Here is a 26,881-nt window from a genome sequence, read left to right on the forward strand (position 1 = left end):
ACCATTATGAACGGTATCGAATTCATCGTGGCCGGCATGCTGGCGGCGGCAACACCGTTTCTCCTCGCTGCACTTGGAGAACTCGTCGTCGAACGGGCCGGTGTTCTCAATCTAGGGGTCGAGGGTTTGATGGCACTCGGCGCCGTAATCGCCTTCATGGTCGTCTATCATGGTGGCGGGCATCTGCTTGGTTTTATAGCCGGGGGACTGGGTGCAGCCCTCCTGTCGCTCATCTTTGCCTTTGTCGTACTTGGCATCCGGGCCAATCAGGTAGCGACGGGCCTTGCTATCGGCATTCTCGGTCAGGGTCTTTCAGCCCTGTTTGGCAAAAGCTACGAAAGCCTGACCGTCAGGGGCCTGCCCAAGCTTGCGTTCCCGGGGCTTTCGGACCTTCCTGTCATCGGTGGACTTTTTGTCCAGGACATTGCCGTTTGGGCAGCATTGCTGGCGACCTTGGGCGTCTGGTTTGTGCTTTCAAAAACGAAAGCCGGACTGGTGATCCGTGCAGTCGGCGAAAATCCCAAAGCCGCACATGCAATCGGTTACTCCGTCATCTCCGTGCGTCTTGCTGCAATCGTCTTCGGGGGGCTGATGGCAGGTTTTGCCGGTGCCTACGCTGCGGTCGTCTACACCCCGCTCTGGGCCGACGGAATGATTGCCGGCCGCGGCTGGATCGCGATTGCACTTGTCGTGTTCGGCACGTGGCTGACCGGGCGCGTCTTCCTCGGCGCATGCCTCTTCGGCGCTGTCTCGTTGACAGGACTGGCGGCACAGGCGACCGGTGTGCATCTGCCTTCACAACTGCTCTCCAGCCTGCCCTATCTCGTCACAATTATCGTGCTCGGCATCATCTCGGCAGACCGGCGCCTTCTCAAACTGAACGGGGTTGCATCGCTCGGAGAACCGTTTGATCGATGAATGAAACAGCCGAGATATTGGAACTTCATGGTATCGTTCGAAAGGCATATGAGCACGGGCATTTTCGTGACAGTCTCTTGAACCATTGATGCGGAGGAGCAACGACGATGACCGATCACCATGATCATGACCACCACCACGATGAACCGCGCTGGAAGCATGATGGAGTTCAGGTCATCAAAGGCGATCGGCTGGACCCGAACACGGCCCAGACACCGGGCATGTTTCGTCAGGCCGCCATCAACCATGCCCGGGTTGGCGCGCAAAAGATATGGGCGGGCACGGTTGCCATTGAACCTAACGCAAAGACAGGTGTTCATCACCACGGCGCGTTGGAGAGCGTCATCTTCGTTGTGCGCGGCAAGGCAAGGATGCGCTGGGGCGAGAAGCTCGAATTCACCGCAGAAGCGGGCCCCGGGGATTTCATCTTTGTACCGCCCTTTGTGCCACATCAGGAAATCAACGCCGATCCGGAGAATGTTCTGGAATGCGTTCTGGTACGGTCTGACAATGAAGCCGTCGTCGTAAACATCACGGACATCGAGCCGGTTGAAAAGCCGGAAACCGTCTACTGGATCGATCCCATTCACAAACATCCGCACGACTGAAGCAGGCGAACTGACTACGCGGCAGCGAATACTCGAACGGCGAAACGCGTCCCGATTGATCCCTGCACTTTTGGAAGCGAACTCCCGGGACCCTGGCCGTTTTCATCGCGCACTATCCGGCTCCATATCAAAACTCAGAGCCCAATGGTTCTTGTTTTCAATGCAAAATCTTTCGATCCGAATCTTCTGGGAATACCTCTTCAACAGCCGCAAGTGCCAGTCTGAGCGCGTCCTTCTTTAAAAGGTGATCGCCAAGAGACTGAGAGAGGTCGATAAGATCCAGGCATTGAAGTTTCAGAGTTTCGTAGTCTGAGAAACTGTCCCGGTGCGGGTACATACACCCGATATATTCAACCGGTTCTCCCGTTTCGTCACGGAAACACCGCGCCACGGCAGAAACCTCAACCCTCGACCCGTCCTTTCGCCATATCTCATAGTCTTGAGTACATGGTTCACTTGTCACCAGCGAGTGGTGGACTGATTTGGCAACACGGGGTCGTTCAGCGGGATTGACGCGATCGAGGAACTCCTCGATCGGTAGTCCGGCAGCCACCTTTGCCTTGTCCATACCGAATATCTTCGCAAAGTTCTCGTCACCGCAAAAACGGTTTTCCTGCACAATCCAGCTAAAGACCGCCGCTTCCTCCAGAACAGTCCTCGGCACCCTCAGCAACTCTGCACGAACCAAATGATTTCGCATGTCGTCCCCCAAGCGCATCAATGTTTATGTTTGAGTTATCCAAATATCGTAGCAATCAACAGCTGATTTGTAATGTGGGCGATTGACGGAAAGTTGAAAAAGCGCAATGCGCCATGATCATCGCCGTTTCCAGCTCGAAACGGCAATGATCTACGACCAGTGGATCCGGAAAGGTCGCAAGGCTTTCCAGGGCCGATGTCAGAAACGTACTCCCCGTTATCTCAACAGGGAGTGCGCTTTGCTCAATCAGGCAATACGGTCGTTGCCGTCGCGCGAACCGGCAAATCCAAGCGCATGGTAAAGAACGATCGCGCCGATCGTTGCCGTACCAATGCCATCAAGCGTAAAGCCTGCAATATCGAGCTTGAAATTGCCCGCACCAAGGACCAGTGCAACGCCAACGGTGATGAGGTTGCGAGGCTCTGCAAAATCAACCTTGTTTTCCACCCAGATACGGCCAGCCGTTGCGGCGATAAGGCCGAAAACAACGATGGAAAGACCACCGAGGACAGGGCCCGGAATGGTCTGGATCAGCGCGCCGAACTTCGGTGAAAAACCAAGCAGGATGGCTACAGCCGCAGCAACGAGGAAGACAAGCGTCGAGAAAATGCGGGTGACGGCCATCACCCCCATGTTCTCCGCATAGGTCGTCATGCCGGTTGCACCGAATGCGCCCGACACCATGGTCGCGACACCATCACCAATAAAGGCCCGACCGAGATAGGGATCAAGATTGCGACCTGTCATCGCGCCAATCGCCTTGATATGACCGAGGTTTTCCGCCACGAGAATGATAACAACAGGAGCGATCAGTGTGATCGCCGAAGCGGTGAACACTGGCGCGGTGAATGTCGGCATGCCGAACCATGAGGCCGCCGCAACACCTGAAAAATCAACCGCTGCGCCATATCCCATGCCGTTTGCAAACACGAGGTAGGCAATGTAACCGATCGCGCCGCCAATCAGGATCGGCAAGCGACGTGTCATGCCCGGCGCATAGACGGCGACGAGACCCACGGCTGCGAATGTGATGATGGCGATCCAGCGCGAGAACTGATTGCCATCAGGCGTCGCCGGCCCCACGCCCGATGCGCTCGAAATGGCGATCGGCGCAAGCACCAGACCGATGGCGGCGACAATCGCGCCTGTCAGCACCGGCGGCATCAGCCGTTCGATCCAGCGATGACCGGCAACCATGACGATCACACCGATCAGCGCGTAGAGCGCCCCGGCCGCAATGATCCCTCCAAGCGCAACTCCGATGTTGGGATTGGCAACGCCAACCGCAGCGCCCGTCGCCACGAGAACGGGACCGATAAAGCCGAAAGACGAACCGAGATAGCTCGGTACACGGCCGCCGACAGCAACGAAGAAGATCAGCGTGGCGATGCCGGAAAACAGGATCGATACATTCGGGTCAAAGCCCATCAGGATCGGCGCCAGAACGGTCGAGCCAAACATCGCGACGACATGCTGCAAACCCAGCACAATGGTCTGTCCGGCCGGCAAACGCTCATCAGGCAGGATGCGCCCTTCCGTTTTCAGTCGCCACCGCGGAAAATACCCGCCCGTATCGCTCATGTGTCTACCCCCTGATGTTTGTCCGCCCGAAGCTTCTTATGATCATGTCCGGATCGGAAGATAAGATGATTGGCCATACCGAAGCGCAGGTCACCAACCCCTCAGCGCAAGCTTTGAGGCGTGAATCGTACGAAAGTATTTGCCAAAGCCTCCGATACGCCAATCGAGCGGCAATGTCATTGGGAAGCCGGTGCTTACCCACAACGGCGTTGTCTGGGGGAGGTCGAGATTGCTTGGAGCTTAAAGAAAACACGCGACATTGCATCTGATAGCCAACAGCTCTGTCGCTGTGCCCGGCCCCAAGCTCACGTCGTCTTGACTTACGTCCGGCCAATCGACGCGCGGTCCGTTCCCGCCGATGAGTTATAGACACTTTTGCTATAACCCACGAACACCACCCGGGATGAGTTATAAAAAGCATCCCGGTTATACCTTAAAGCAGGCGGATCAAATGCAGGCATACCAATGGGAAAATTTGTGATATCCGGCCAGTTTGAACAAAGAGAGGATACCACCGTGAGCGAACCAACCGTCGCCGAAACAGTTGAGAAAATTTACGCATCGATCCAATCGGACAATGCCGGCATCGATGAACATATTGCGGCCCTCAAGGTGGCACTGGCACGCGAAGGCGCCAAGGAAGCCATCTTCGACCCGGCAAGGCTCGCCCATAACAATCGCTCTGGACGCAAGCTGATGCAGGCGTATTTCCGTCAGCGCGGCGTGACCGTGAAGTTCTCGGCCTGACGGCACTCTGCGGTTTTGTGCTTTGACGCAAGACCGCAGCACCCCTCGCCCGGACTTCTGGCGCCATGATCTCATGCCCGGAGAGCTGTCGTTCCAGTTCGCCACCGGACGCTGGCAGGGTTTCCTCCACCTTAAGTCCCGACACCGTAACGTCTTCAAAAACAATCGCTTGGCCACCAATGAGGTAGTCCATATTTCGTCGGCCCAAGACTTGCGAAGCAACCTTGGCGTGCCTAAAAGACGCACAGTCTCAATTCACGTCGAAAAAGGGCAGTTGCGTGGAACAGGTAAACAACCAGGCCGGCAAGCGCCGGCGCAAGGCACTATGGGCAGCCGTCGCAGTCGTCGCGATCGCTACTGCGGGCGTTGTCGGAGCAAAGACCATCTACGAAGGCAAGGTCAGCGAATTCGTTGCCCTCAATGGGGGCAAGGCCGATGCCGTCACGGTTGATTTCCTTGGGAGAGTTCATCTGCGCAATCTGACGCTCCCTCTTGCCGACGGCACCAGTATCCGCATTGCAGCAGTTGACGGCCGGCAGAAGCTGCTATTTTTGAAAAGCGAGCTGGAATTGAACGGTGTGGACATCTCCATGCCCACCAGCAATGTCTCCATGCCCAATGTGCGCATTGAGGAATTAAACGTCGATAACGCTCTTCTCAACGGGGCCAATGAACACGACGTTGCTCTTTCGGCAGCAGAGCGCATGGAGAGCTTCACGGCAAAGCGGGTTTCTATCCCCGAAGTCACCGTCACTCAGTCTGTTGCGAATACCAGCCAAAAGACCGTCTACAAAAACGTAGTTCTCGCGGACATCGTCAAAGGGAAGATTGCGCAATATTCTGCGGACAACGCCAACTTTGATATCGTCATGACGATCCCGGAAAGTGACACGACGGGCAAAACAAATTTGGCTGTCACGACAGGCGCTGTATCCGGCCAGGATTTTGACGCAGGCTTCATGACGAGGCTATATACCGAAAAAGCTGGTGCCGACGACAAGGAACCAAAGCTCCTCTACGGACCGCTCTCCGTCAAGGCTATCGTCGTATCCGACGGAAACAGCAAATTCAGCTATGACGAAATGCGCAGCAAGGGTTTGAGCCTGCGCATGCGGTCCGAACCTCTTCTGGACACGCTGCAGTCCCTCACGAAAACGACAAAGCCCGAAGAGCTATCGCCGCAGGAACGGCAGGAATTTTTCTCAAGAGTCATGTCGCTTTTCGACATGATTGGCCAAAACGACATCGAGTTTCTGGGTTTCAAGGCAGATGCACCTGAAAGTGCGAGTGAAGAAGCCGGGAAACGGATAAAACTGTCGATTGACAACATATCTTTCCAGCTGGACAGCCGCAAGCTCAACATGGCCATGAACGGCATGTCCGTGGGCTCGGGCGACGACACGATCGAGATTGCTGAGGCAAGCCTCAACGGTTTCAACTGGAGCTCGACGCTTGAGGGTCTTTACAAGCTTGCGGGCCTCAACGCCCAGGAAATTCAGAATTTTCCGTTCAACGAACTGATCCCGGAGTTAGGCACCATTCGCGTTTCAGGCATTAATGCGGATGTCGCCAATCCTCAGCAGGATAGCTCAGCGGAACAAGAGGAAACGTCTGTCGCTGCACCCGAGCGCATTAGATTTACGCTCAAGAACTATGAGATGGCACTGACCAAACCTCATAATGGTATTCCGAGCGATATTGTTATCAAGCAGGAAGATCTCAGTCTTCCAATCCCCGAGGACACCACGGATGAGGCATTTGTTCAGTTACGTAAACTCGGCCTGGAAACGCTGACCCTTTCCTACGCGCTCTCCGCAAGCTGGGACGAAGCGAACAAAAACCTGGTGATCCGGGAAATATCTCTTGATGGCAAGGATATCGGCAGCGTCAATTTTTCCGGGCTGGTCAGCGGTTTTACCGAGGAGTTTTTCTCGCTTGATACCAACCGCATTCAGGCAGCTCTTTTCGGTCTCGCCGGTCGCGAGGCAAAGTTGACTGTCAAGGATGAAGGGCTGATTGCCAAGGGTATCAAGCTCTTTGCTGCAGAAAATGGCATGACGGAAGAACAGGCGCGGGGAGCCCTGACGATGGTCGCCACGATAGGATTGCAGCAAGCTGCAAGCGAGCGACCAAACCTGCAGGGTGTTACCGAGGCCGTTCTGCGCTTCATAGGCACCCCTGGAACCCTGAACATGACAGCCCGCGCGAAGGGCCCCAATGGCCTTGGCGTGTTTGACCTTGTTGCAGCATCTCAGGATCCCATGGTCCTTCTCGACAAGGTCGAGATCGAGGCGACAGCCAACTAAATCGTCTCTTTCAAAATGTCGGGCCGGTCAATCGCAGCCGGCCCACGTTGAGATTTGGTGCTCGCGCCGAAGGATCGTTTTTTCCGGACCACAATTACGGGCGTGACATGGACAGGTCCTCAGCGCGCCGGCCATGCCCAGGCCGGCGCCTCGACATCCACTGCCACCGTTTCACCAAGCACCTTGGTCAGCCTTATCATCGAGGCGCTTCCCTCATCACCGAGTTGCGATACCAGTTCGTCAGCGTGGGATACGACAACGATCTGCGATCGCTGACACGCGAGCATAATCAGGCGGGCAAGCGGCGCTAGCAGGCTTGGATGCAGGCTGGTTTCAGGCTCGTTCAGCACCATCAATGTCGGCGGGCGCGGTGTCATGAGTGCAGCAACGAGCAAGAGATATCTCAAAGTGCCGTCTGACAGTTCGGCAGTCGACAATGGCCGCAACAAACCTCGCTGCCCCATCATGAGCTCGAAGCGCCCGCGCTCTTCTTTGATCTCGATCAAGCTACCGGGAAATGCGTCTTCAATCGCGGCATGGAAGCCTTGCGCATCCCCGATCTCCAGGATGGTGGCAACCGCTGCAGCCAGATCGGCTCCATCGGATGACAGAACAGGGGTTCTGGTTCCAACCTGCATTTGCCGGACGGGCGCATGCGGATCGGTGCGAAAATGGTCATAAAAACGCCAGCCACTCATCCTGGCACGCAGGTAAAGCAGCTCAGGAAGGTTCTTCGGGTCTGCCGACTGTGTCATCATGCTTTCGAATGAAGAGAGATCGTGCAACAGCACTTGGCGCTTGCCACTCGTTGAAAGCACAGAAACAACCGGCCCTGTACGTTCGGCGAAAACATTCCGACGGCTTAAAACCTCCCCTGCCCAGACCGCCTCGGCCTTAATGGCGGGATCGAGTGAAAAATAGCTCGGCGGCGGTGGCGGCACCGGCAACCCAAGATCGATCGCATAACCGTAGTCGTCAGAAGCAAACCCGAGTTTCAGGGCGACGGGATTTTTCCGGACCGTTCCCTGCAGGGGCACGCTGCCATCCTTCATGCCGCGGGAAAATACCTCCGGCCCGGCCCAGAGCGTTGATTGCAGCCCGCCTTCTGCAGCAAGCGACGCAATCGCCCTGCCCTGTGCAACATCGGCAAGCAATTTCAGTGCACGATAGAAACTCGACTTGCCCGAACCATTGGCACCCGTCACGACGGTCAGCTTTTCGAGCGGCAAGATGAGATTGCGAAGCGAACGATAACCCGCAATGGCAATGGTCAAAATCATGGGCGCGAACCTCTCATGGTTCGCGTTGCGAAGGCAAGAGATGTCTGCCGAGGCAACGGCGGGACTTCGAGCGCCAGTTGGACTGATACAGACTTAGCATGGATGATTCACTCCCTCCCACAGCCGCCACGCGAATGAAATTGGCCAAAACGTAAAGAGGCACGGCGTTTACAAAGCCGTGCCTCTTTCTCAGCCAAGCATCTGAGGGGGACGGGGGAATTGCTTGGCTGCAAAATGAACGCAGATCCACACATTTGGTTCCGAAGCAAAAAACGGAAGCTGAACAAGGGTGGATTGAGGTTCCCGCGCGGCACCTGCGATAGTCTCCCTAAAAGGAAAACCTAGCACCCAAGCTGGTTCTTTGATGTGCATGGCTGAAAAAAAGGATAAATTGCGAAGCGTCACATTGTTCTTAAGATTTGTCTGTTGAAATCACCGCATGACGAAGTCTCCGAGATCCAAACCGCTCCTTCGTGATACCGACGCCTCGGTCCGTTCACGGCCGCGCAAGAAGCGCAATCCAGCCCAACCCCAGTTTCCTTTCGAACCAATGCCTGATCGCGTTGAGCCGGCGCTTGCGCAGTTGAAAGATCGCCCTCCCAAAGGATCAGAATGGTCGTGGGAAGTGAAATGGGATGGTTATCGCCTGATGGTCCATATTGATGCGCAGCACGTACGCATCCTGACACGCAATGGCCATGACTGGACGCACCGTTTTCCAGCCATTCAAGAAGCGGCAAAGGCGCTTGGACCGGCATCGATGATCATTGATGGCGAGGCGGTTCTCCTGGACGATGACGGGCGCTCAGACTTCGGCATGTTGCAGCAGTCGCTTGGCGCCTCGGGCAAACGGCCCGGTAACCGCGCTTCCAACGCCACTCTTTACGTGTTCGATCTCCTCTATCTCGACGGCCATGACCTGCGAAACATGGAATATCGCTCGCGCAGGCACCTGCTGGAAGAAGCTTTGAAAGGTCACGATGGTGCCATCCGCCTTTCAGAAACCATCGACGCCGATCCTGTCGCACTGCTCGAACATGCCGGTCGCTTCGGGCTTGAAGGCATTGTCGGCAAGCGTAATGATCAGCCCTATCGCTCTGGCCGGACCGGTGACTGGATAAAGCTCAAGTGTATCGAGAGCGAAGCATTTTTCATCATCGGCTATCAGGCTTCAGCAGCCTCCCCTGCCGGCTTTGCGTCGCTGGCACTTGCGGCCTACCGTGACGATGAACTCGTTTACGTCGGCAGCGTCGGAACAGGCTTCAACCAGGCGCAGGCCGTCAAACTGCGCAAGATGCTCGATATCCTGCGCTGGAAAGGCAAGCAGCCGCCTGTGGCCTTGTCCGAAGAGGCCGACATCATCTGGGTCGAGCCGACGCTGATCGCCGAGATCGAGTTCCGGGCCTGGACTGAAGACAGAAAACTTCGCCATGCATCCTACAAGGGGTTGCGGGAACACCAGGACAATGCCGAGGTCTTCCACATCGGCTGAAGACCGCCGGAGCACGCCACTTGCCATCTTATCACTGCGGGTCCAGGTCTACGTTGACGTCGATTGTCGATGACCCCGTTCTTGCGTATTCAATCACTCAGTCACCAAGCACCAGACGATTGGAATCAAAATGCCGCATATCGCCGTAAAAATGTTTCCTGGCCGGACAGAGGAACAGAAACAGGAGTTCGCTGCAAAGGTGGTTGAAGCCGCCAAGACGGTGTTCGGCTCAAGTGATGCGTCCCTGTCGATTGCCATCACTGAAGTTCAGCCGGCAGACTGGGACGCCGACGTCTACTCACCAGAGATCGCCGCGAACGAAGACGCCCTATATAAGCGCCCCGGATACGGGACATTGGCAAAGTCCTGAGGTCGTCGGAGAACCGCAATCCTCTCCAGCCTTATTGGGCCTCCTGACAAAATCCGCTGATCATACTGCGCGCTCGTTGGGAACGGCTGAATTTCCGCGCGAAGGTGAGGCGAGCCTGACTCCCACATGCCAAATCCGGATACCAAAAAACGCCGCGATCACACATCGCGGCTTTTTCTTTGTCCCTTTGTAGACCGAGCATTCTCGAAACGATGCTTCATGAAATGGGCCAATATCGATCCTGATGGGCAGGCTGTTGCTGCATCGCAACAGGTTGATCAGAGAAATATTTCCTAATTTTTCTCGTGAAAAATCTATCTTGAGTGAATTACTCAGATTTTATTAGGTGTGCGGCAGGCGAGCATTCTCGACCGTCTCCGCATTCCCGGAATGTGCCGGCGTCGCAAATGAAGCCTCTGAAAAATTTCAGGCCCAGACGCTCGAAAGGAATAAAATGGTCATTCCCAAATACCGCTCCCGTTTGCAGGCGTGCACTGCAATTGCACTGCTTGCTGTCGTTGGAACAGCGGCTGCGCAGGAGCCGGCAACCCCAGACAATGCGACCACGCTCGAAAAGATCGTGGTAAAAGGCAAGCGGGTGAAAGGCACCGTCGCCGACACACCTCTTGCGACAGAGACGGACAAAGCGACCATCGCGAAAAAAGATATCCAGAACCTCGATAACCTGGGCGATACAACAGAACCGGGCGTCAGCCTTGTGTCTGCATCCAAGAGCGTCAACATCAGAGGACTGGAAGACGATCGCGTCCTTACCACGATCGATGGCATCGCCATTCCATATCTCTCAGACTTCGTGTGGAGTGCCTATGGAGGAGCGGCGGACAGCTATGACTTCACCTCCCTCGCCTCCGTCTCCATCCTGCGTGGCTCTGATTCCAGCCGTGCCGGTTCGGGGGCAATGGGCGGCGCAGTCCTGCTGCGCACACTGGAGCCCGAAGACCTGATCGAGCCCGGGAAAGACTGGGGAGGCTTCGCCAAAACGATTTATGACGGCTCCGACAACTCGATCATCGGCTCGCTCGGCGTCGCCCGCAAGATCGGCAACACGTCAGTTCTTTTCCAGGGCAGCTACAAGAAAGGCCACGAGAAGGAAACCAACGGCTCAAACGATGTCACGGGTAGCGCGCGCACGGTCGCCGATCCGGCGGACTACCACAACACCAATCTTCTCTTCAAACTGCGCCACGAACTCGAAGGCGGGCACCAGATCGGCATAACGGCGGAGCGCTTCACCACCGACAAGGACACTGATGCCAAGAGCTCCTATACCAGCAACTACACGAGATATGACACGCTGGCCGAGACGAGGCGCAACCGTATCTCGCTTGACTACAAATATGACGCCATTGCTGAAGACGCCCTTGTCCAAAGCGCATGGGCGTCACTTTATTATCAGAAACTGGAACGCCTCGAAGGCTACAACGCCTACCGCAGCACGACAGCACCGCTTGGTGATTACAGCCGCATCAGTGAAACGACCAACAATTCTGTCGGGTTCGTCGGCGCAATCACCGGCAACTTCGATACCGGCGCGCTGAATCACGAGGTAACGCTCGGTACCGATATTTCCGTATTCTCGACGGAACAATACCTCAACGGCGTCGATAGCTGCGCGACGACCTACGTGTCCGCATGCGCCTACTACCACACCAATCAGGCCAACACGCCCGATGTCGATGGCACGAAGTTCGGTGTTTTCATCGATGACCGCATCGAGATCGGCAACAGCAACGTTTCGTTGACGCCCGGCATTCGCTTCGACTACTTCAATTACAAACCGCAATCTTCGCCGCAGTATGAGGCAAATTCCGGGTATGACGGATTACCTGATACCGTCAGTGATTCCGCGTTCTCTCCAAAGCTGCGGGCAGAATGGGAAATCCAGCCACAGGTGACCCTGTTTGCGCAGTGGGCGATGAGCTTCAAGGCTCCGACGACCGACCAGCTTTATGGCAACTATGATAATGCCCCTCTCTACCGACAGGTCGGTAACGCAGATCTCGAATCGGAGTTCGGCAACGGCTTCGAGATTGGCGCAAATCTCGGCGACGAGAGCCTCGGCGGCAGGATCACCGGTTTCTACAACAAATACCGCAATTTCATCGACACAGAAACGGTTTCGGAAACTGGCTACAGGATTGGAACCTACCGCTATTACAATCGCGACCGGGTGAGGATCTACGGCCTCGAAGCACGTGGCCACAAGGCTTTCGACAATGGTTTTGAGATTCATTCATCGATCGCTTACGCCAAGGGTGAGGATCTCGAAACCGGTGAACAACTCGCCTCGGTAGCACCGCTCAAAGCCATCATTGGTGTCGGATATTCGCAGGAAACATGGGGCACCAATCTCGACTGGATCGGCGTCAAGGGCGTTTCGGAAAACTCGACGGCGAACTTCAAGGCTCCCGGCTACGGCATCTTTAATCTCACCGGATGGTGGGCACCTGAAAAGCTGAACGGCTTGCGCATTCAGGCCGGCGTCTACAATCTCTTCGACAAGGAATATTACGACGCGCTGGAAACCAAGGATGTCACTTCGGTAACCTCGACAAACCGGTCTTATTATTCCGAGCCTGGCCGTTATTTCAAACTGTCGATCACCAAAACGTTTTAAGGCATCTCCCAGAAACGAGGCGGCAAGAGCGCCGCCTCGGCGTCACAATCACGTTGGCAGAGCCTGGCATCGACGGACGCCGACGCCAGGCTTTTCGAATAGTACAACAGGAGAGGACTTCACAATTGCTGCAGGCAAGCTGAATATGACTTTCTAAGTCATGTTTTTGCTGTTAGATAAGCCGACCTTGCAAATACCTATCCAAATCAATGCAGTTCAATCGGAAAGCTTTCGGAAGACAGCGTGCACGATAGACAGCCGGAGCAACAGGAACGCCTCGACATGAGCCTCGAAGCTGAAAAATTGTTCCGGGGGCATCGAGCCGCACTGATAAGCTATTCTGCGCGGATACTTGGATCGAGGGATGCCGCAGAAGATGTGGTTCAGGAAGCCTATCTGCGCTTCGCGCCCGAGGTTTCTGCAGGTGAAACGGCGCGTCAGGGATTGACCTATCTCTACCGGATCGTTCGTAATCTTTCCCTCGACATTGTCAAACGCCGCAAGATCGAACAGCGTGCACAATCGCAAGATCCACCATTCTGGATCGTTCCGCGTCCATCCGAAACGCCGGAGCAGACGACGATGTTCTGTGATGAAGTGCGCATTGCCCAGGACGTGCTCGCCTCCCTGCCCGAAGACATCCAGATTGCCGTCGAAATGCACCGTCATGGCGGACAGACTTTGGAAGTGGTCGCCCAGCATCTCGGTGTGTCTGTTGCCACGGCACACCGGCACGTCAAAACAGCGATGGTAAAAATTGCGATCGCGCTCGATAGAAAAAATGCCTGAACTGCCCATTCTCAACGAAAAATATCCCCGCGCTAATCGTTTCTACTGTCAGCAGGAAAATTCGGTTAAAACCTCTCGACATTCGAAGCAGGTATGATGTGACGCGGGAAGAGCAGACAAGTGAAGAGCGGCTGGAAGAGGCGATGGATTGGTTCCTGCGCCTCAACGAACTTGCACGCACCGCTGATGACGAAAAAGCTTTCGCCCTCTGGCTGAGCGGCTCTGCTGAGAACCGGCAGGCCTGGGCAAAGGCCATCAGGACTTGGGAGGTCATGGGTGCCACCGCACCGTCCCACCCATCGCTCATGCAGAACGCGCCTGCCTTTGAGCGCCGCCGCTCGCCCGACACCGGACGCGTGCGCAAAACAGCGCGCGCACGAAACATTTCAATCGCAGTCGCAGCGCTCGCCGCCTGTCTTGTTGCGGTTGTGACGGCACCCGAGATCCTGACACGAAGCAATGCCGATTACACGACGGCGACGGCAGAGGTCCGAAAGATCACGCTCGAAGACGGATCGACGGTCGAGCTTTCGGCTGCGAGTGCTCTGGCTGTGGATTTTTCGTCGGGAAGACGTCAGGTCAGGCTTCTTTCAGGACAGGCCTTTTTCGATGTTCGCCCCGATGCCAGTCGCCCTTTCACAGTCAAGACCGACGAACTTGATGTTACGGTTGTTGGCACAGCGTTCGACGTCAATATCACGTCTGAAACTGAGACGGTGCAGCTCGCGCACGGAGCGGTCAATCTGTCCGACGCCAATGGCACGGAGACCCTCAGAATGGCGGCCGGCGACACCGTAACGCTTGATCGCTCAAGCGGACGCCTCAAGCGTGCGACTGTTGACGTGGATGCCATAGCGTCCTGGCGCGACCGCAAGATCTTTGTGCAGGACGTTCCGATATCTGCCGTGATTGCCGAGTTACAGAGATACCACCAGTCCTGGATCCAGCTTGCGAGCCTTGAGCTTGGTGATCGGCGCGTGACCGGCCTCTACGATCTTTCAGACCCTGATCGGGCCCTTGAAGCGCTCGTCAGCCCCTTTGGCGGCAAAGTGCACCGCGTTTCGCCTTATCTGCGCGTCCTTGCACTTTTCTAGGCCGCTTGCGTTCCAACGCATTTTCAAAAAATTTTTCACATTGCACTGAAAAATGCTCCGACCCTGATCGTCTTTACCCCTGAACACAGGCAAGCGGCCTGTCGATAAAGACGAATTGGAGTTGGAGCGTCATGACGCTTCTGGTGAATGGGAAACGGCAGAAGGGCCCGGCTTGCGCACAGGCATTCGCGCTTCGGCTGTTGGCATCGGTGGCGATCGCCACTCTCCCGTTTTTCACCCCGACGTCCACTGTGGCACAAACCACGCAGCACCGCTTCAACATTGCCGCCCAACCGCTCGCATCCGCCCTGAACGCTTTTGGACGGCAATCCGGCCTTCAGGTCACACTGGCTGCAACGACCTCGCAAGGTGTCACATCACGTTCCGTTTCCGGTTTGATGTCGCCGCAGGAAGCCTTGGGTCAACTGCTCGAAGGCACGGGTATTTCCTACAGCATATCCAATCGCACCGCCATCATTGGCATAGAGAGCGGTCTTAATGAGACAGGCGACGAAGGCCATGTTCTGGCGCCGATCGTCGTTCAATCCCGGGACGTCGGACACGGAGATATCGTTGAAACCGTGATCGGCCCGGATCAACTGGAGCAACTCAACCCGATCAGCATTGCCGACGTGTTTCGGCAGCAGGCAGGCGTGCAGGTGGGAAGCTCACTGCCGATGTCGCAGAAGGTCTATGTCAACGGCATAGAGGAAACCAATCTGGCAATCAGCATTGACGGTGCCCGCCAGAACAACAAGGTCTTCCACCACAACGCAACCACTCTCATCGACCCTTCGATCCTGAGCGCAGTTGATGTGGATTCCGGTATCGCGCCTGCAGACGCCGGACCGGGCGCACTTGCCGGATCGATCCGTTACGAAACCAAGAAAGTGTCTGATCTTCTCGAAGACGGCAGGAGTTTTGGTGGCCTTGTAACATCCACTTACGACTTCAACAGCCGAACGACTATCTCCGGGATCTCCGGCTACGGCCGGAAGGACGGGCTGGATTTCCTCGGCTACCTCACAATGGGCAGGGGGAACGAGTTCAATGACGGCAACGGACAGAGGGTTGAGGGAACGAAAACCAATCTCTTGAGCGGTCTTGGCAAGATCGGTTACGAGTTCGAAAGCGGCGATCGGATTGAACTCAGTCATGATCGCATCATCGATGATGCACCGCGCCCATACCGGGCCAATTCCGGTTTTGTTGCAACTCCGCGCCCCTGGGAGCCGCGCCTGCGCGACTACCGGCTCGACCGGCAAAATACGGTCCTGACCTATACCGACGAGACGCCGGAGGAATGGTGGGACCCGAAGCTGCTGCTGGCTTATGGCGCGACCGACGTGACCATCCCGATCTATGGTGCAACGGGCCGGCTTTATAACGACACTGGCAAGACCTCGAGCCTCAACGGCAAGTTCGAAAACAGGTTTTCATTCGATTTCGGCAATGTCGTTTCCGGCATCGATTTTTACAGCGACAAGGCAGAACTCGACGACCCCTATGAGGCTGGCGCAGAAAAGGCCTTTAACACAGGGATCTACACCCAGGCTCGCCTTGAGCCATTCGACAGCACAAGACTGTCCATCGGAGGTCGGGTTGACCGCCAGCGTTTCACCGGTGTCGATGGGCGCAGTTTCAACACCACGGGCCTCAGCGGGAATGTCTCGGGCGAATATGATCTCACCGACATCATCACCGCCAAAGCCGGGTTTTCCCGCATTTCGGCCGGCGTGCCATTGACGGAAAATTTTATCATCAACCCGAAATGGGATTACGGCAGCGATGGGCCAGCCTCCGTCACGTCCAGAAACTACATGGTCGGCCTTTCGGCGCAGCACGACGGTTTCACCGCTGAGGCCAGCCTGTTTGGAACGGATATCTCCAATGCCCGCGTACCTCTCTACAGTCTGGCCACTGGAGGGGCGCTGCGGCAGCGCGACCTTCGCTCCCGGGGCTTCGAGATCGGTCTCGGCTACGAGACGGCGAGTGGTTATGTGAAGGCAAAATACGTCCATATCGACGTGGATGTGGATGGACGCCCTGCAAGCTCTGACAGTGGCAACTACCTTGCGAGCCCAGTCGGCGACATCGTCACGATCACAGCAGCACGCACCTTTGACGAGCTGAGCCTGACGATCGGCGGGGATATAGAAATCGCCCCCGAATACGATCACGTCGTCGAAAATGCAGCAGGGGTCCGTACGCCCTACGCAGCCTATACGGTCGTCAATGCCTTCGCCGAGTGGAAGCCGGAAAAGCTGAACAACATCACGTTACGGGCCGAGGTCAGAAACCTCTTCAATGAGACCTACGCACAACGCGCAACCTACGGCCAGGAATTCGGCAATGTCACGCCACTTCTGGAAGCTGGACGCTCCTTCCTGATCGCGGCCAGGGCAACGTTTTGAACGGAGGAATCATGAAAGAAGCACTGGCAATTGTTAAGACGGAGCATGCGGGCAAGTACCTGACGCAGCTTTGCAAGCATTTTGCTCACAAGGTCGACGTCTCTGTTGATGGCAATCACGGCGAATGCCGCTTCATCTGCGGGACCGCCATCCTGGACGCCGACGACCGCGAACTGCGGATCAGCGTCATATCGCCTGACGAGGCGCAACTGCGCGAAACGAAGTCGGTGGTCGAACGACATCTTATCCAGTTCGCGTTTCGAGAAGCCATCGATGCCTTGCGATGGCAATCGCTGACAGAGGCATCCGCTCGATCCTGAAACTCAACACGATCCATTCCATCTAACAGGGGGTTAATACCAAATATGCTGAGGGGCAATTTCAACACGGGCTTGCGTAGACGCAGCCTGGCCATTCTGTCGGGCGTATCAATGCTGACAATGTCGTCGGTTCTGGCGCATGGCCAGGAAGCAGGCAGCACCGCACGAGCGGCTAACGGTTCAGATACCAGGCTTGAAACCATCGTTGTTACCGGTACATCCGAGGGCCGTCCGCCAGCGACTGGCACGATCGGCCAACCCGCCGAGCCTTATGCCGGAAACCAGGTTGCGAAAGGTGCACGCCTTGGCGCACTGGGCAATCGATCCATCATGAAAACACCCTTCAGCGTCACCGCCTACACGGCAAGGCTGATCCGCGATCAGCAGGCGAAAACGGTTGCCGATCTGACACTCAACGATCCGTCCGTGCGCCAGGATGCGCCTGTTTACAGTGAACGCGATTCCTTCTTCATTCGCGGCTTCTCGGTGGTCAATCTCGACGTCCTCTATGATGGCCTGCCCTATATCGCCAATCCGCGTCGCAGCTTCCTCGAAGGGATCGAACGGGTCGAGGTTCTCAAAGGACCGACAGCATTCGTGAACGGCGGCATGGGCCGCGTCGGCGGCACGATCAACCTCATTCCAAAGCGCGCCGCAGACGAACCGCTGACACGACTGACCACCAGCTACATCAGCGACAGCCAACTCTGGAACCACGTCGATATCGGTCGCCGTTTCGGCCCGGCTGGCGAGTGGGGCATCCGCGCCAATGGCTCCTACCGGTTTGGTGACACCGGGATGGATCACAATGAGATCAAGGTGGGTGTCGCATCTCTCGGGATCGATTATCGCGGAGAAGACGTGCGAGCATCGCTCGACCTGAACCATTCGACGCAGAACATCGATGCGCCTACATCGCTCTTCAACGCTGCGGCTGCCGGTATTGCCATCCCGAGTGCCCCGGACGGCAAGATCAATGCCGCCAGCCCGTTCGAATATCATGACAGCACCCACAACATGGCGGCTGCCCGCATCGAATACGATATCCTCGACAATTCGACGATCTATGCCGCCGCTGGCGCCAGCCGCTACCGCGAGGACTTTCTTACCTCGTCCTACACCATTCTGAACTCCAACGGCGATGCGACATCGACACTCGCGATACAACCACAACAGATTCAGGGCTTCTCGGGTGAAATCGGTTTCCGGTCGGAATTTGATACAGGCCCGGTTGGCCACCAGCTCAATGTATCGCTGCAGAAGAGCTTGAACGAAAACTATAGAGGCGGCTTCCTTCCGGGTGCACTCGGTCTTCCGGGTTCTTATGCAACCAATATCTACAATCCGGTCTTCCTGCCCGATGGCTCGGTCAACACCGGCGCGTTGCCGCGCTCCAACAACCTGCCGCTATTTGCCGATCTTCTTTCTACCAGCGTGGCGATCTCCGATACCCTGTCCTTCTTCGACGACCGCCTCGACCTGACGGTCGGTGGCCGCTATCAGGAAGTTCGCTCACGCGGCTTCAATACACGGCCCGGTGCCACGCCGATCGGTCAGCAGAACTACTTCTACGAAGAGTCGCGGTTCAGCCCTGCTGTCGCCGCCAACTTCAGTGTCACGGATAATTTCTCGGTTTACGCCAACTATGTCGAAGCGCTGTCCGAGGGAGCCATCGCACCGGCGACAGTGGCAAATGCCAACGAAATTTTCCCTCCTTTCGTCCACGATCAGAAGGAGATCGGCGCAAAATACGATCTTGGCTCATTTGCCGTCAGTGCGGCACTTTTCGAGATCAGGCAGGAAAGCGCGTACACCAATCCGGCTACGAATACCTATTCGGTTGACGGTCGCCAGATTAACCGTGGTCTTGAACTCTCGATATTCGGTGAGCCAGTCGATGGTCTCCGATTGCTGGGCGGTGTAACCTTCATGGATGCGGAGCTTGCGCGGACGAGAGCCGGGACATTTGATGGCAACCGCGTGCCTGGTGTTCCGAAGACGATGATCAGCCTCTACGGCGAATATGACCTGCCCTGGGTCGAGGGCCTCACCATGACGGGTCGGGTTCTCTATAGCGGAAGCACACTCTACGATCAGGCCAACACGCAAAAGATCGATGACTGGACGCGTGTCGACCTTGGCGGTCGCTACAAGTTCACCCGTGAAAACGGCAAGGCCGTTGAAATCCGGGCAAACATCGAAAATGTCTTCAACGAGAACTATTGGGCCTCGTCAGCACGCGGTTTCCTTGCTGCGGGAGCTCCTCGAACCTTCATGCTCTCGGCATCGTTCGATTTTTGACGATAGAACCTCCCCATCGGCAATCGTGACATCATGGCCGCACCGATCAGGTGCGGCCAATCTTTTGATGCGAGACGAACCGATCAGTGCGTTTTATAGTTTCCTTGCCGGCTACACCTGCACGGCGAAATTCACCGGCTCCGCAACACGTCCTATGGGTCGGGCATGAAAGGACATTTACTTGAAGACACGCTCTCCCCTGATCGTCACGGCACGAATTGCGGAAAGCGACCTCGAACCCTTTGATCTCCTGCGAAAACGACATTTCCCGCCAGACAGGAACTTCCTGAATGCACACCTGACGATGTTTTATCGTCTGCCCGGAGAGCATCGCGACATCATTCTTGCTGCGCTCGAAACCATCACCACAGAACACGACACGATGACCGCCGACATAATCGGTGTTCGACATCTCGGTGCCGGTGTCGCATTCTCGTTGGAGAGCGCACCGCTTGCGGCAGCCCGAAACGAGCTCAAATCCCTCTTCATCCAGTGGCTCGGTTCGCAGGACATGCAGCCCTGGCGCCCCCACATCACCATCCAGAACCGTGCACCAAAGGCTGCCGCAGACGCATTGTACAAGGACTTGCGCGCCGGCTTTTGCCCGCGCAGCATCGAGATCATCGGCATTGATCTCTGGAAATACCTGGATGGCCCATGGGAGCTGGACGCAGCATTTCCATTTTCCGGGAATGTCGACACCAGAATTTGAACACGCATCACAGGCCAAACCCCGCTCTGTGCGCGTCGCAAATGCCATAGAATTATGGATATGGCGTTCTAATTATTAGAGCGCGCAAAATTCAGGCGTCAGACCACCCACAAACGACGGCCGTTTCTTGTTGAAAATCATATCATTAAGATCGTTATCCTCAGACACCTCTAGGCGCCACCATTATAGATGCCTATTTTTCCGCCACACCCATTCTCGAACTAAAAAACTTGCAAGAACGCAATTTCTCGTGCGACAAAAAGGCACCGAGTAGAAGCGGTCTGAACCCTGAGTTCTGGACATTGCTCGACGGATAATTCTGTCGAGGAGGTGTCTAAGTGCAGGGAAATAATCACAATAATTCGCCAGCATCCATTCATGTTGATCATGAGCTCGAGCAGCTTCGTGACCATCCGTGCTTTGCATGCCTGATCGGGAAAAGCGCCTCAAAACGCGCCTGTGCTCTTGCCATGCTCGCTGAAGGCGGACTGGCATCTGGCCCGATCGACTTTCTCTCTCTGTCCTTAAAATCTGAACACCTGTTGTGAAAGGCAGTCCCATGTCCCGCACCAAGCTTGCTATCTATGCGCTTTCCGCAGCCCTTGCCGCCGGCACCGCAACGGCCGCTGACAAGATTGTCTTTCAGCTCGACTGGCTTCCAGGCGGCGACAAGGCGCCGATTTACGTATGCGTCCAGGAAGGCTTCTGTTCTGAGGCTGGCATCGAGGTCGAGATTGCCTCGGGCCGAGGTTCTACAGACGCCATATCCCGCCTTGCAGCCGCATCGTCAGACATCGGGGTTTCCGATATCGGTGCACTGATGGCCGCCCGTGCCAACGAAGGCGTCAAGGTGACCGCTGTCATGTCCCTTTTCAACAAGGGCCCACATGCATTTTATGTTGCCAAGGGCGGATCGATCGCAAGCGTCTCTGACGTCAAGGGAAAAACGATAGCGACTTCGCCATTCACATCATCCAACGTCTATCTTCCGCTCGTCCTCAAGGACGCCGGTATCGATATGGCCGATATCAAACTTGTCAAAGCTGATCCTGGTGCGCTCGGTCCAATGCTGATGACGGGCAACGCCGACGGGATCATCGCCTGGATGACCGACCTGACGCGCTACAGCAGCCAGGGCAAGGAAGCAGGCAAGGACATCATTGCATTGCCCTGGTCATCGGCCGGTCTCGAGCTTTACTCCGCGTCGCTGATAGCAAGCGATGATTTCCTTGCCAAACGTCCCCAGGTCGCCGCACGCTTTGTCGCCGCCTACCGAAAGTCCGTGGAGTTCTCCAGGCTGAACCCGCAGAAAGCCGCAGCAGCCGTAACCGCCATGGTGGCCGAACTCGGTGCCGAGGATGTCGAGGGATCGCTGAAAGACGCACTGCCACTGATCTTCAACGAGGTGACGGAGAAGGATGGTCTCGGTGTCTTTGACAAGGCTCGTCTGGCGGAAACCTGGCGCCGTGTCTCACAAGCGCAGGCAATTGATCCGGCGAAACTCGATCCGGAAACCATCGTCAACCGTGCCTTCGCCGTGACGGAGTAATTTCATGACGACGCCAGCAATCTGTTTCAGGAGATTGGGCCAGGTGTTTGAAACTGCTTCCGGACGGACCGAAGCCCTCCGCGATGTCAGTTTCGAAGTCGGACGGCACGAATTCGTCTCCATTCTTGGCCCGTCAGGATGCGGAAAGTCGACCCTTCTCAGGATGATTGCAGGTCTGCTGAAACCGACATCCGGCTCGGTCGACGTCTTCGGTCTGCCTGTCGAGGGACCCCGCGATGACATCGGCATCGTGTTTCAAAAACCGACTCTGCTTCCGTGGGCGACCGTTTTAGACAACGTGCTTTTTCCCGCACGCCATAAGAGCGGCCGCATAACCGCCCAAGAGCGAGAACGCGCAGGCGAGCTTCTGGCCATGGTCGGGCTTTCAGGCTTTGAACAACGGCTGCCGGACGAACTGTCCGGCGGTATGCAGCAGCGCGTCGGAATTGCACGTGCATTGCTGATGGACCCGGACATCCTGCTGATGGACGAACCTTTCTCAGCCCTTGATGCCCTGACACGCGAGGTGATGGGTTTTGATCTACTCCGCATTTTTGCCGAACGGCCCAAGACCGTCGTGTTCATCACCCACTCGGTGAGCGAGGCGGCAATCCTGTCCGACCGCGTCCTAGTGATGACCGGAAGGCCGGGCTCCATCTTGACCGAAGTTGACGTTCCCGTCGGGCGCCCGCGCAACCCCGAAACTGTAAAGGACAAGGCGATCCATGAGCTCTCCGACTACCTCCGCGATCTCCTCCTCAACCGCCACGCGGCATAAGACCATGGCCTACTCCACCGGTGTCTCCCGTATCAAGGCGGCTCTTGGCAGACCGGGCGTCACCACGGCCGCGGCCTTGATTGGAGCAATGCTGGTCTGGGAAGCGTTCGCCCGGGTTTTGTCGATCCCGGCCTATCTTCTTCCGCCGCCCAGCGCGATCCTGGGATCGTTTTCCTCGATCGGTTTCGAGCGCTGGACAGGGCACATCGTTGCGACACTGCGGGTGGCATTGAGCGGTTACGCCCTGTCGATCATCATTGCCATTCCGCTCGCCGTTGTCATGATGCGCTCGCCCTTTCTCTCCAAAACACTCTATCCCTTGCTGATCGTCGTGCAGTCAACGCCGGTGGTGGCGATCGCACCGATCATCATTGTGGTACTGGGTGCAGGCGATGCGCCACGTATCGTCATCACCTGTCTCATCACGTTCTTTCCCCTCGTGGTATCAACCGCCACCGGGCTTGCGGCAACGCCGCCGGAACTGATCGAGCTGTCACGCAGCTTGCGTGCCTCCGGCTTTCGGGAAATCACCCAGATCCGTCTGCCATTTGCCGTCCCGTACATCTTCTCGGCATTGAAAATCTCGATCACGCTGGCCGTTATCGGGGCCGTGGTGGCGGAATTTTGCGCCTCTGAAGCGGGCGTTGGCTTTTTCATTCAGTTATCGACCTCGCTCTTCAAGCTTCCGCAGGCCTGGGCGGGGCTTTTTGTCCTCGCAGCCATGTCCCTCCTGCTCTTCCAGATCGTGGTCTGGACCCAGAGGTTCCTGTTTCCCTGGAGCCTGCCGAAAAACCACTAGAACCCTTCCGGAGTAGAAGCAGTTGGGCCAAGCCCGGACATTGCTCCTCAACCGCCGGTGAGCCGGCCTTCATCAAGGAGAATGCCAATGAATATGAAAGCAGATAACCTTGCCGAACTCGCCAAGGAAGCGACGATCGGTGGTATGGGAACAACCGTCGACAGGGAAATCCCCGTGATCGATCTGTCCGACTTCGAAAATCGCAAGCATGAGATTGCAGATGCGCTGTGGCAGGCCTCTGTCGATATCGGCTTTTTCCAGGTCTACAATCACGGTATCGCCCAGGACGATATCGACGCGGCATTCGACACGGCCTGGACGTTCTTCGAACTTCCGGCCGAGGTTAAAGCAAAAACCCCGATGCCGAAGGGCACCAATGCGGGTTGGGAATTCAAGGCGCAGGTAAGGCCCTCGACCGGTACACCGGATAACAAGGAAAGTTTCCAGATCACCCGTCCGGACATGATCCGCCTTGATCTTTGGCCGAGCGAGGAAGACCTCCCAGGTTTTCGCGAGAAGATGTTGCGGTTCGAGCGGCAGAACTGGGAACTCGGCATGCGTATTCTCTCGTGCTTTGCTTTGAAGATGGGCTTTGCTGAAGACTTCTTCACAACAGCCCATGACCCATCTTCAGATCAGTATCAGTCGACACTTCGACTGATCCACTACATGTCGATGGAGGATGCCAAACCGGAAGACTTCCAATCCTGGCGCGCCGGAGCCCATTCGGATTTTGATTGCCTGACGATCCTCCACCAGAAAGAAGGTGAAGGCGGACTCCAGGTCTGCCCGGGCAAGGATGCTGCCCTGAAGGAGTGGACCGATGTTCCTCCGCGCAACGGTTACATTACCTGCAACATTGGCGACATGCTGATGCGCTGGTCGGACGACCAGTTGCAATCGACGCTGCACCGCGTGCGTATGCCGAACGCGGGCGAGTATATGGGACGCAGGCTATCGCTGCCGTTCTTTTGCCAGGCAAACCGAGACGCGGTCATGCAAGGCCCGCTTGGAAAATATGAAGCGATCACCGCCGGCGAGTATCTCACACGCCGCATCAACGCCAACTTCGCCAAAAAGTGACGTTGAAGATGGTCCGTTGCGGTGACAGTTTGGAACAGACAACCCGAATCCCGTCAGGCAACGGACCCATCATGCTTCATGGCCGCGCATTGCGCTACATCGACGAAGTGGCCCGGCAGGGCTCCATCCGCAAGGCGGCGAAGACACTGCATGTCGCCGCCTCCGCGGTAAACCGCTACATACTTGAGCTGGAAGAGGAATTGCAGGCGCCGATTTTCGAGCGCCTGCCCCGTGGTCTGAAACTGACGAGCTCGGGCGAAATCCTGATCCAGCACATTCGCGAAACCTTGCAGGCACACCAGCGAATGCGTGCACAGATCCAGTCCCTGAAGGGTTTGCATCGAGGCGAGGTGGTGCTTGCAACCATGGCAACTCTTGCCGCCGGCTGCATTGCCGATATCGTTTCCGCCTATCGTGAAAAACACCCGCAGGTGCGACTGCGGATCATGGTTGGTGACAGGGCGGGCGTGACCGAAATGGTCGCCCTCGGGCAGGCAGATATGGCTATCGCCTACAATCTGCCTGATGATTCCCGCCTTCAGCGCGCAGCCGAATTCCGCCATGTGTTTGGAGCCGTTGTCGCGCCCGATCATCCGCTTTCCGTTCGAAAGAGCGTACGGATGTCAGAATGCCTGCTTTATCCTCTGGTGCTGGCGGACCGGTCGCTTTCACTTCGGGAGGTGGTCGAAGCAACGGTCCCGGCCCGCGCCACACTCTCCCCTGTCGTCGAAACCAACTCGATGGAACTGATGAAGCGGCTTGCTCGAACGGCACCGCATATCACTTTCCTCAACCGATTGGACATCGATCGCGAAATGGCAACCGGTGATCTTGTCTTCATCCCGCTGACCGGCACCGGTTCGCTTCAGAAACTCAATATACTCCACCGCGCGCGCGGCTCACTTTCTCCTGCAGGAAGCCATTTCATGCAATTCGCACAGGAGCGTCTGGCTACCTCACTTGGTGAGCAGTGACTTCATCCCGACCATTTGTCAGAGACCACCATCCATGAACGATTTCCCCCTGTTAAACGGCCTTGCCGCCCGTCTGGCGAGACCGGGTCGATTTACGCTAGCCGAGGCCCGCGTACCGCAATCACTCCTGGGAAGCAAGACGCCTGCTTTCGCCGAAATTGACCGGGACGGTTCGGTCCTTGTCGATATCATGATCGAGGGCGGCAGGATCACCGCTGTCACACCTTCCTCGTCAGGCAGGAACGACGATGCGATTTCGCTGGATGGGCGTCACGTGTGGCCGCTGCTGGTCGACGCCCATGCTCACCTCGACAAGGGGCATACGATGGGACGCGCGCCGGAGTCGGGAGGTACACATCCGGGCGCCCGGGCGGCAACAACTGCCGATCGCCTTGCCCACTGGAATACGCATGACCTTTTGCGCCGTATGGAGTTCGCGCTTTCGACGGCGGATGCCCATGGTGTTGCAGCTATCCGCACCCACCTCGACAGTCACGAAGGACAAGCGGAAATCACCTGGAACGCTTTCGCGCAAATGAGGGAACGCTGGAAAGATCGCATCACGCTGCAGGCCGCCGGCCTTGTGCCGCTTGATGCCTACCGTGAAGAGCACGGGACACGCCTCGCTGATATTATCGCCGGCCACGGTGGCCTTCTCGGAGGCGTCACCCGTGCCTCTGGCGGCACTCATGGTTCCGGTCTTGATGATATCGATGCACTGCTTGACCGGATGTTCGTTCTCGCCGGCGAACGGGGGCTCGATATCGATCTTCATGTCGATGAAGCGGCGCAAGCAGACGCCTTGCCGCATGTGGCACGTGCCACGATCCGCCATGGATACGAAGGGCGCGTTACCTGCGGCCATTGCTGCTCGCTAGCACTTTTGAGTGACGACGTCCTGCGCGACCGGATCGCGTTGATCGCCGATGCAGGTATTTCGATTATCACATTGCCGACGGTCAATATGTATCTGCAGGACCGCGAACCGGGACGGACACCTCGCTGGCGCGGCGTCACACCGGCCAAGGAGTTGCGGGCAGCAGGGATCACCGTTGCAACGGCGGGCGACAACTGTCGCGACCCGTTTTTTGCCTACGGTGATCACGACATGCTGGACACATGGCGTCAATCTGTCCGTATCCTGCATCTCGATCACCCTTATGGTGACGCTGCAGCTCTTGCCGGGCCAGAACCAGCAAGAATCATGGGTATCGAGGCCGGTATCATTGGCGTTGGACGACCGGCAGATCTGATGATCCTGGAGGCGTGGAGCATCGACCAGGTTATCGCCCGCCCCCACGCTGACCGGCTGATCCTGCGCCGTGGCGTGTTTGCAAATCGCACCCTTCCCTCCTACAGCCTGCTAGGAGGCCAGATATCGCAATGAAGCGCCCGAGCCGTTGACGGTCATACACCCTACGCACTTGC

Annotated in this window: 23 protein-coding genes; 20 read left to right on the forward strand and 3 right to left on the reverse strand. The window is 56.6% G+C overall.

Annotated elements, in window-relative coordinates:
* The first annotated feature begins 6 nt into the window (after window positions 1–6).
* On the forward strand, window positions 7–918 hold the full coding sequence (locus FY156_20430) for an ABC transporter permease (protein UXS03896.1): 912 nt from the start codon (window positions 7–9) through the stop codon (window positions 916–918).
* A 107-nt stretch (window positions 919–1,025) separates the two neighbouring features.
* Window positions 1,026–1,526 carry a cupin domain-containing protein gene (locus tag FY156_20435; protein ID UXS03897.1) on the forward strand — a complete coding sequence of 167 codons (501 nt, stop codon included), beginning with the start codon at window positions 1,026–1,028 and terminating at the stop codon, window positions 1,524–1,526.
* A gap of 157 nt (window positions 1,527–1,683) precedes the next feature.
* On the opposite strand, the gene FY156_20440 is transcribed toward FY156_20435, so the two are convergent.
* Together FY156_20440 and FY156_20445 are read right to left on the reverse strand one after the other, a co-directional pair.
* Window positions 1,684–2,226, reverse strand: a complete 543-nt coding sequence (locus FY156_20440) for a PAS domain-containing protein (GenBank protein ID UXS03898.1) — start codon at window positions 2,224–2,226, stop codon at window positions 1,684–1,686.
* Window positions 2,227–2,472: 246 nt separating this feature from the next.
* Window positions 2,473–3,807 carry a pyrimidine utilization transport protein G gene (locus FY156_20445; protein ID UXS03899.1) on the reverse strand — a complete coding sequence of 445 codons (1,335 nt, stop codon included), beginning with the start codon at window positions 3,805–3,807 and terminating at the stop codon, window positions 2,473–2,475.
* A gap of 516 nt (window positions 3,808–4,323) precedes the next feature.
* Between FY156_20445 and FY156_20450 the strand changes: the two genes are divergently transcribed.
* Window positions 4,324–4,554 (forward strand): hypothetical protein, encoded by a 231-nt coding sequence (locus FY156_20450; protein ID UXS03900.1) that lies wholly within the window; start codon window positions 4,324–4,326, stop codon window positions 4,552–4,554.
* Between the two features lie 278 nt (window positions 4,555–4,832).
* Entirely contained in the window at window positions 4,833–6,860 is a 2,028-nt protein-coding gene (locus FY156_20455) for a hypothetical protein (GenBank protein ID UXS03901.1), read from the forward strand.
* A gap of 119 nt (window positions 6,861–6,979) precedes the next feature.
* Here FY156_20455 and FY156_20460 read toward each other — a convergent pair whose 3' ends face one another.
* Complete coding sequence (locus FY156_20460) at window positions 6,980–8,140, reverse strand: AAA family ATPase (GenBank protein ID UXS03902.1); 1,161 nt, start codon at window positions 8,138–8,140, stop codon at window positions 6,980–6,982.
* A gap of 439 nt (window positions 8,141–8,579) precedes the next feature.
* On the opposite strand from FY156_20460, the gene FY156_20465 reads away from it, so the two are divergent.
* The 16 genes from FY156_20465 to FY156_20540 all read left to right on the forward strand — a co-directional run bounded on the left by FY156_20465 (window position 8,580) and on the right by FY156_20540 (window position 26,840).
* On the forward strand, window positions 8,580–9,632 hold the full coding sequence (locus FY156_20465; protein UXS03903.1) for an ATP-dependent DNA ligase: 1,053 nt from the start codon (window positions 8,580–8,582) through the stop codon (window positions 9,630–9,632).
* Window positions 9,633–9,762: 130 nt separating this feature from the next.
* Window positions 9,763–10,002, forward strand: a complete 240-nt coding sequence (locus tag FY156_20470; protein UXS03904.1) for a 4-oxalocrotonate tautomerase — start codon at window positions 9,763–9,765, stop codon at window positions 10,000–10,002.
* A gap of 454 nt (window positions 10,003–10,456) precedes the next feature.
* Entirely contained in the window at window positions 10,457–12,640 is a 2,184-nt protein-coding gene (locus FY156_20475) for a TonB-dependent hemoglobin/transferrin/lactoferrin family receptor (protein ID UXS03905.1), read from the forward strand.
* Window positions 12,641–12,922: 282 nt separating this feature from the next.
* Window positions 12,923–13,429 carry a sigma-70 family RNA polymerase sigma factor gene (locus FY156_20480; protein UXS05175.1) on the forward strand — a complete coding sequence of 169 codons (507 nt, stop codon included), beginning with the start codon at window positions 12,923–12,925 and terminating at the stop codon, window positions 13,427–13,429.
* Window positions 13,430–13,527: 98 nt separating this feature from the next.
* Window positions 13,528–14,523, forward strand: coding sequence for a FecR family protein (locus FY156_20485; protein ID UXS03906.1), 996 nt, complete (start codon window positions 13,528–13,530; stop codon window positions 14,521–14,523).
* A gap of 131 nt (window positions 14,524–14,654) precedes the next feature.
* A complete protein-coding gene (locus FY156_20490) occupies window positions 14,655–16,937 on the forward strand; it encodes a TonB-dependent receptor (protein ID UXS03907.1) in 2,283 nt (760 codons plus the stop codon).
* Window positions 16,938–16,948: 11 nt separating this feature from the next.
* A complete protein-coding gene (locus FY156_20495; protein ID UXS03908.1) occupies window positions 16,949–17,257 on the forward strand; it encodes a DUF2218 domain-containing protein in 309 nt (102 codons plus the stop codon).
* A gap of 45 nt (window positions 17,258–17,302) precedes the next feature.
* Window positions 17,303–19,558: a TonB-dependent siderophore receptor gene (locus tag FY156_20500; protein UXS03909.1), complete on the forward strand. Its 2,256-nt coding sequence runs from the start codon at window positions 17,303–17,305 to the stop codon at window positions 19,556–19,558.
* A 199-nt stretch (window positions 19,559–19,757) separates the two neighbouring features.
* Window positions 19,758–20,270 (forward strand): 2'-5' RNA ligase family protein, encoded by a 513-nt coding sequence (locus tag FY156_20505; protein ID UXS05176.1) that lies wholly within the window; start codon window positions 19,758–19,760, stop codon window positions 20,268–20,270.
* A gap of 338 nt (window positions 20,271–20,608) precedes the next feature.
* Window positions 20,609–20,818 (forward strand): hypothetical protein, encoded by a 210-nt coding sequence (locus FY156_20510; protein ID UXS03910.1) that lies wholly within the window; start codon window positions 20,609–20,611, stop codon window positions 20,816–20,818.
* A gap of 11 nt (window positions 20,819–20,829) precedes the next feature.
* Window positions 20,830–21,819: an ABC transporter substrate-binding protein gene (locus FY156_20515; GenBank protein UXS03911.1), complete on the forward strand. Its 990-nt coding sequence runs from the start codon at window positions 20,830–20,832 to the stop codon at window positions 21,817–21,819.
* Window positions 21,820–21,823: 4 nt separating this feature from the next.
* Entirely contained in the window at window positions 21,824–22,597 is a 774-nt protein-coding gene (locus FY156_20520) for an ABC transporter ATP-binding protein (GenBank protein UXS03912.1), read from the forward strand.
* 4 nt (window positions 22,598–22,601) lie between these two features.
* The gene (locus tag FY156_20525; protein ID UXS05177.1) at window positions 22,602–23,396 is read left to right on the forward strand and encodes an ABC transporter permease; all 795 of its coding nucleotides are present in this window, start codon (window positions 22,602–22,604) and stop codon (window positions 23,394–23,396) included.
* Between the two features lie 87 nt (window positions 23,397–23,483).
* Complete coding sequence (locus tag FY156_20530) at window positions 23,484–24,479, forward strand: isopenicillin N synthase family oxygenase (GenBank protein UXS03913.1); 996 nt, start codon at window positions 23,484–23,486, stop codon at window positions 24,477–24,479.
* Window positions 24,480–24,481: 2 nt separating this feature from the next.
* The gene (locus FY156_20535) at window positions 24,482–25,453 is read left to right on the forward strand and encodes a LysR family transcriptional regulator (GenBank protein UXS03914.1); all 972 of its coding nucleotides are present in this window, start codon (window positions 24,482–24,484) and stop codon (window positions 25,451–25,453) included.
* 34 nt (window positions 25,454–25,487) lie between these two features.
* Window positions 25,488–26,840 (forward strand): cytosine deaminase, encoded by a 1,353-nt coding sequence (locus tag FY156_20540; protein UXS03915.1) that lies wholly within the window; start codon window positions 25,488–25,490, stop codon window positions 26,838–26,840.
* The last annotated feature ends 41 nt before the right edge of the window (window positions 26,841–26,881 follow it).

This window comes from Agrobacterium tumefaciens, from assembly GCA_025559845.1.
In the GTDB taxonomy this organism is placed as follows: Bacteria; Pseudomonadota; Alphaproteobacteria; order Rhizobiales; family Rhizobiaceae; genus Agrobacterium.

Excerpts from the sequence above, each read along its gene's own strand:
- FY156_20430 (UXS03896.1), top strand. The coding sequence starts at position 7 with ATGAACGGTATCGAATTCATCGTGGCCGGCATGCTGGCGGCGGCAACA.
- FY156_20435 (UXS03897.1), top strand. The coding sequence starts at position 1,026 with ATGACCGATCACCATGATCATGACCACCACCACGATGAACCGCGCTGG.
- FY156_20440 (UXS03898.1), bottom strand. The coding sequence starts at position 2,226 with ATGCGAAATCATTTGGTTCGTGCAGAGTTGCTGAGGGTGCCGAGGACT.
- FY156_20445 (UXS03899.1), bottom strand. The coding sequence starts at position 3,807 with ATGAGCGATACGGGCGGGTATTTTCCGCGGTGGCGACTGAAAACGGAA.
- FY156_20460 (UXS03902.1), bottom strand. The coding sequence starts at position 8,140 with ATGATTTTGACCATTGCCATTGCGGGTTATCGTTCGCTTCGCAATCTC.
- FY156_20465 (UXS03903.1), top strand. The coding sequence starts at position 8,580 with ATGACGAAGTCTCCGAGATCCAAACCGCTCCTTCGTGATACCGACGCC.
- FY156_20470 (UXS03904.1), top strand. The coding sequence starts at position 9,763 with ATGCCGCATATCGCCGTAAAAATGTTTCCTGGCCGGACAGAGGAACAG.
- FY156_20475 (UXS03905.1), top strand. The coding sequence starts at position 10,457 with ATGGTCATTCCCAAATACCGCTCCCGTTTGCAGGCGTGCACTGCAATT.
- FY156_20480 (UXS05175.1), top strand. The coding sequence starts at position 12,923 with ATGAGCCTCGAAGCTGAAAAATTGTTCCGGGGGCATCGAGCCGCACTG.
- FY156_20490 (UXS03907.1), top strand. The coding sequence starts at position 14,655 with ATGACGCTTCTGGTGAATGGGAAACGGCAGAAGGGCCCGGCTTGCGCA.
- FY156_20495 (UXS03908.1), top strand. The coding sequence starts at position 16,949 with ATGAAAGAAGCACTGGCAATTGTTAAGACGGAGCATGCGGGCAAGTAC.
- FY156_20500 (UXS03909.1), top strand. The coding sequence starts at position 17,303 with ATGCTGAGGGGCAATTTCAACACGGGCTTGCGTAGACGCAGCCTGGCC.
- FY156_20515 (UXS03911.1), top strand. The coding sequence starts at position 20,830 with ATGTCCCGCACCAAGCTTGCTATCTATGCGCTTTCCGCAGCCCTTGCC.
- FY156_20520 (UXS03912.1), top strand. The coding sequence starts at position 21,824 with ATGACGACGCCAGCAATCTGTTTCAGGAGATTGGGCCAGGTGTTTGAA.
- FY156_20525 (UXS05177.1), top strand. The coding sequence starts at position 22,602 with ATGGCCTACTCCACCGGTGTCTCCCGTATCAAGGCGGCTCTTGGCAGA.
- FY156_20530 (UXS03913.1), top strand. The coding sequence starts at position 23,484 with ATGAATATGAAAGCAGATAACCTTGCCGAACTCGCCAAGGAAGCGACG.
- FY156_20540 (UXS03915.1), top strand. The coding sequence starts at position 25,488 with ATGAACGATTTCCCCCTGTTAAACGGCCTTGCCGCCCGTCTGGCGAGA.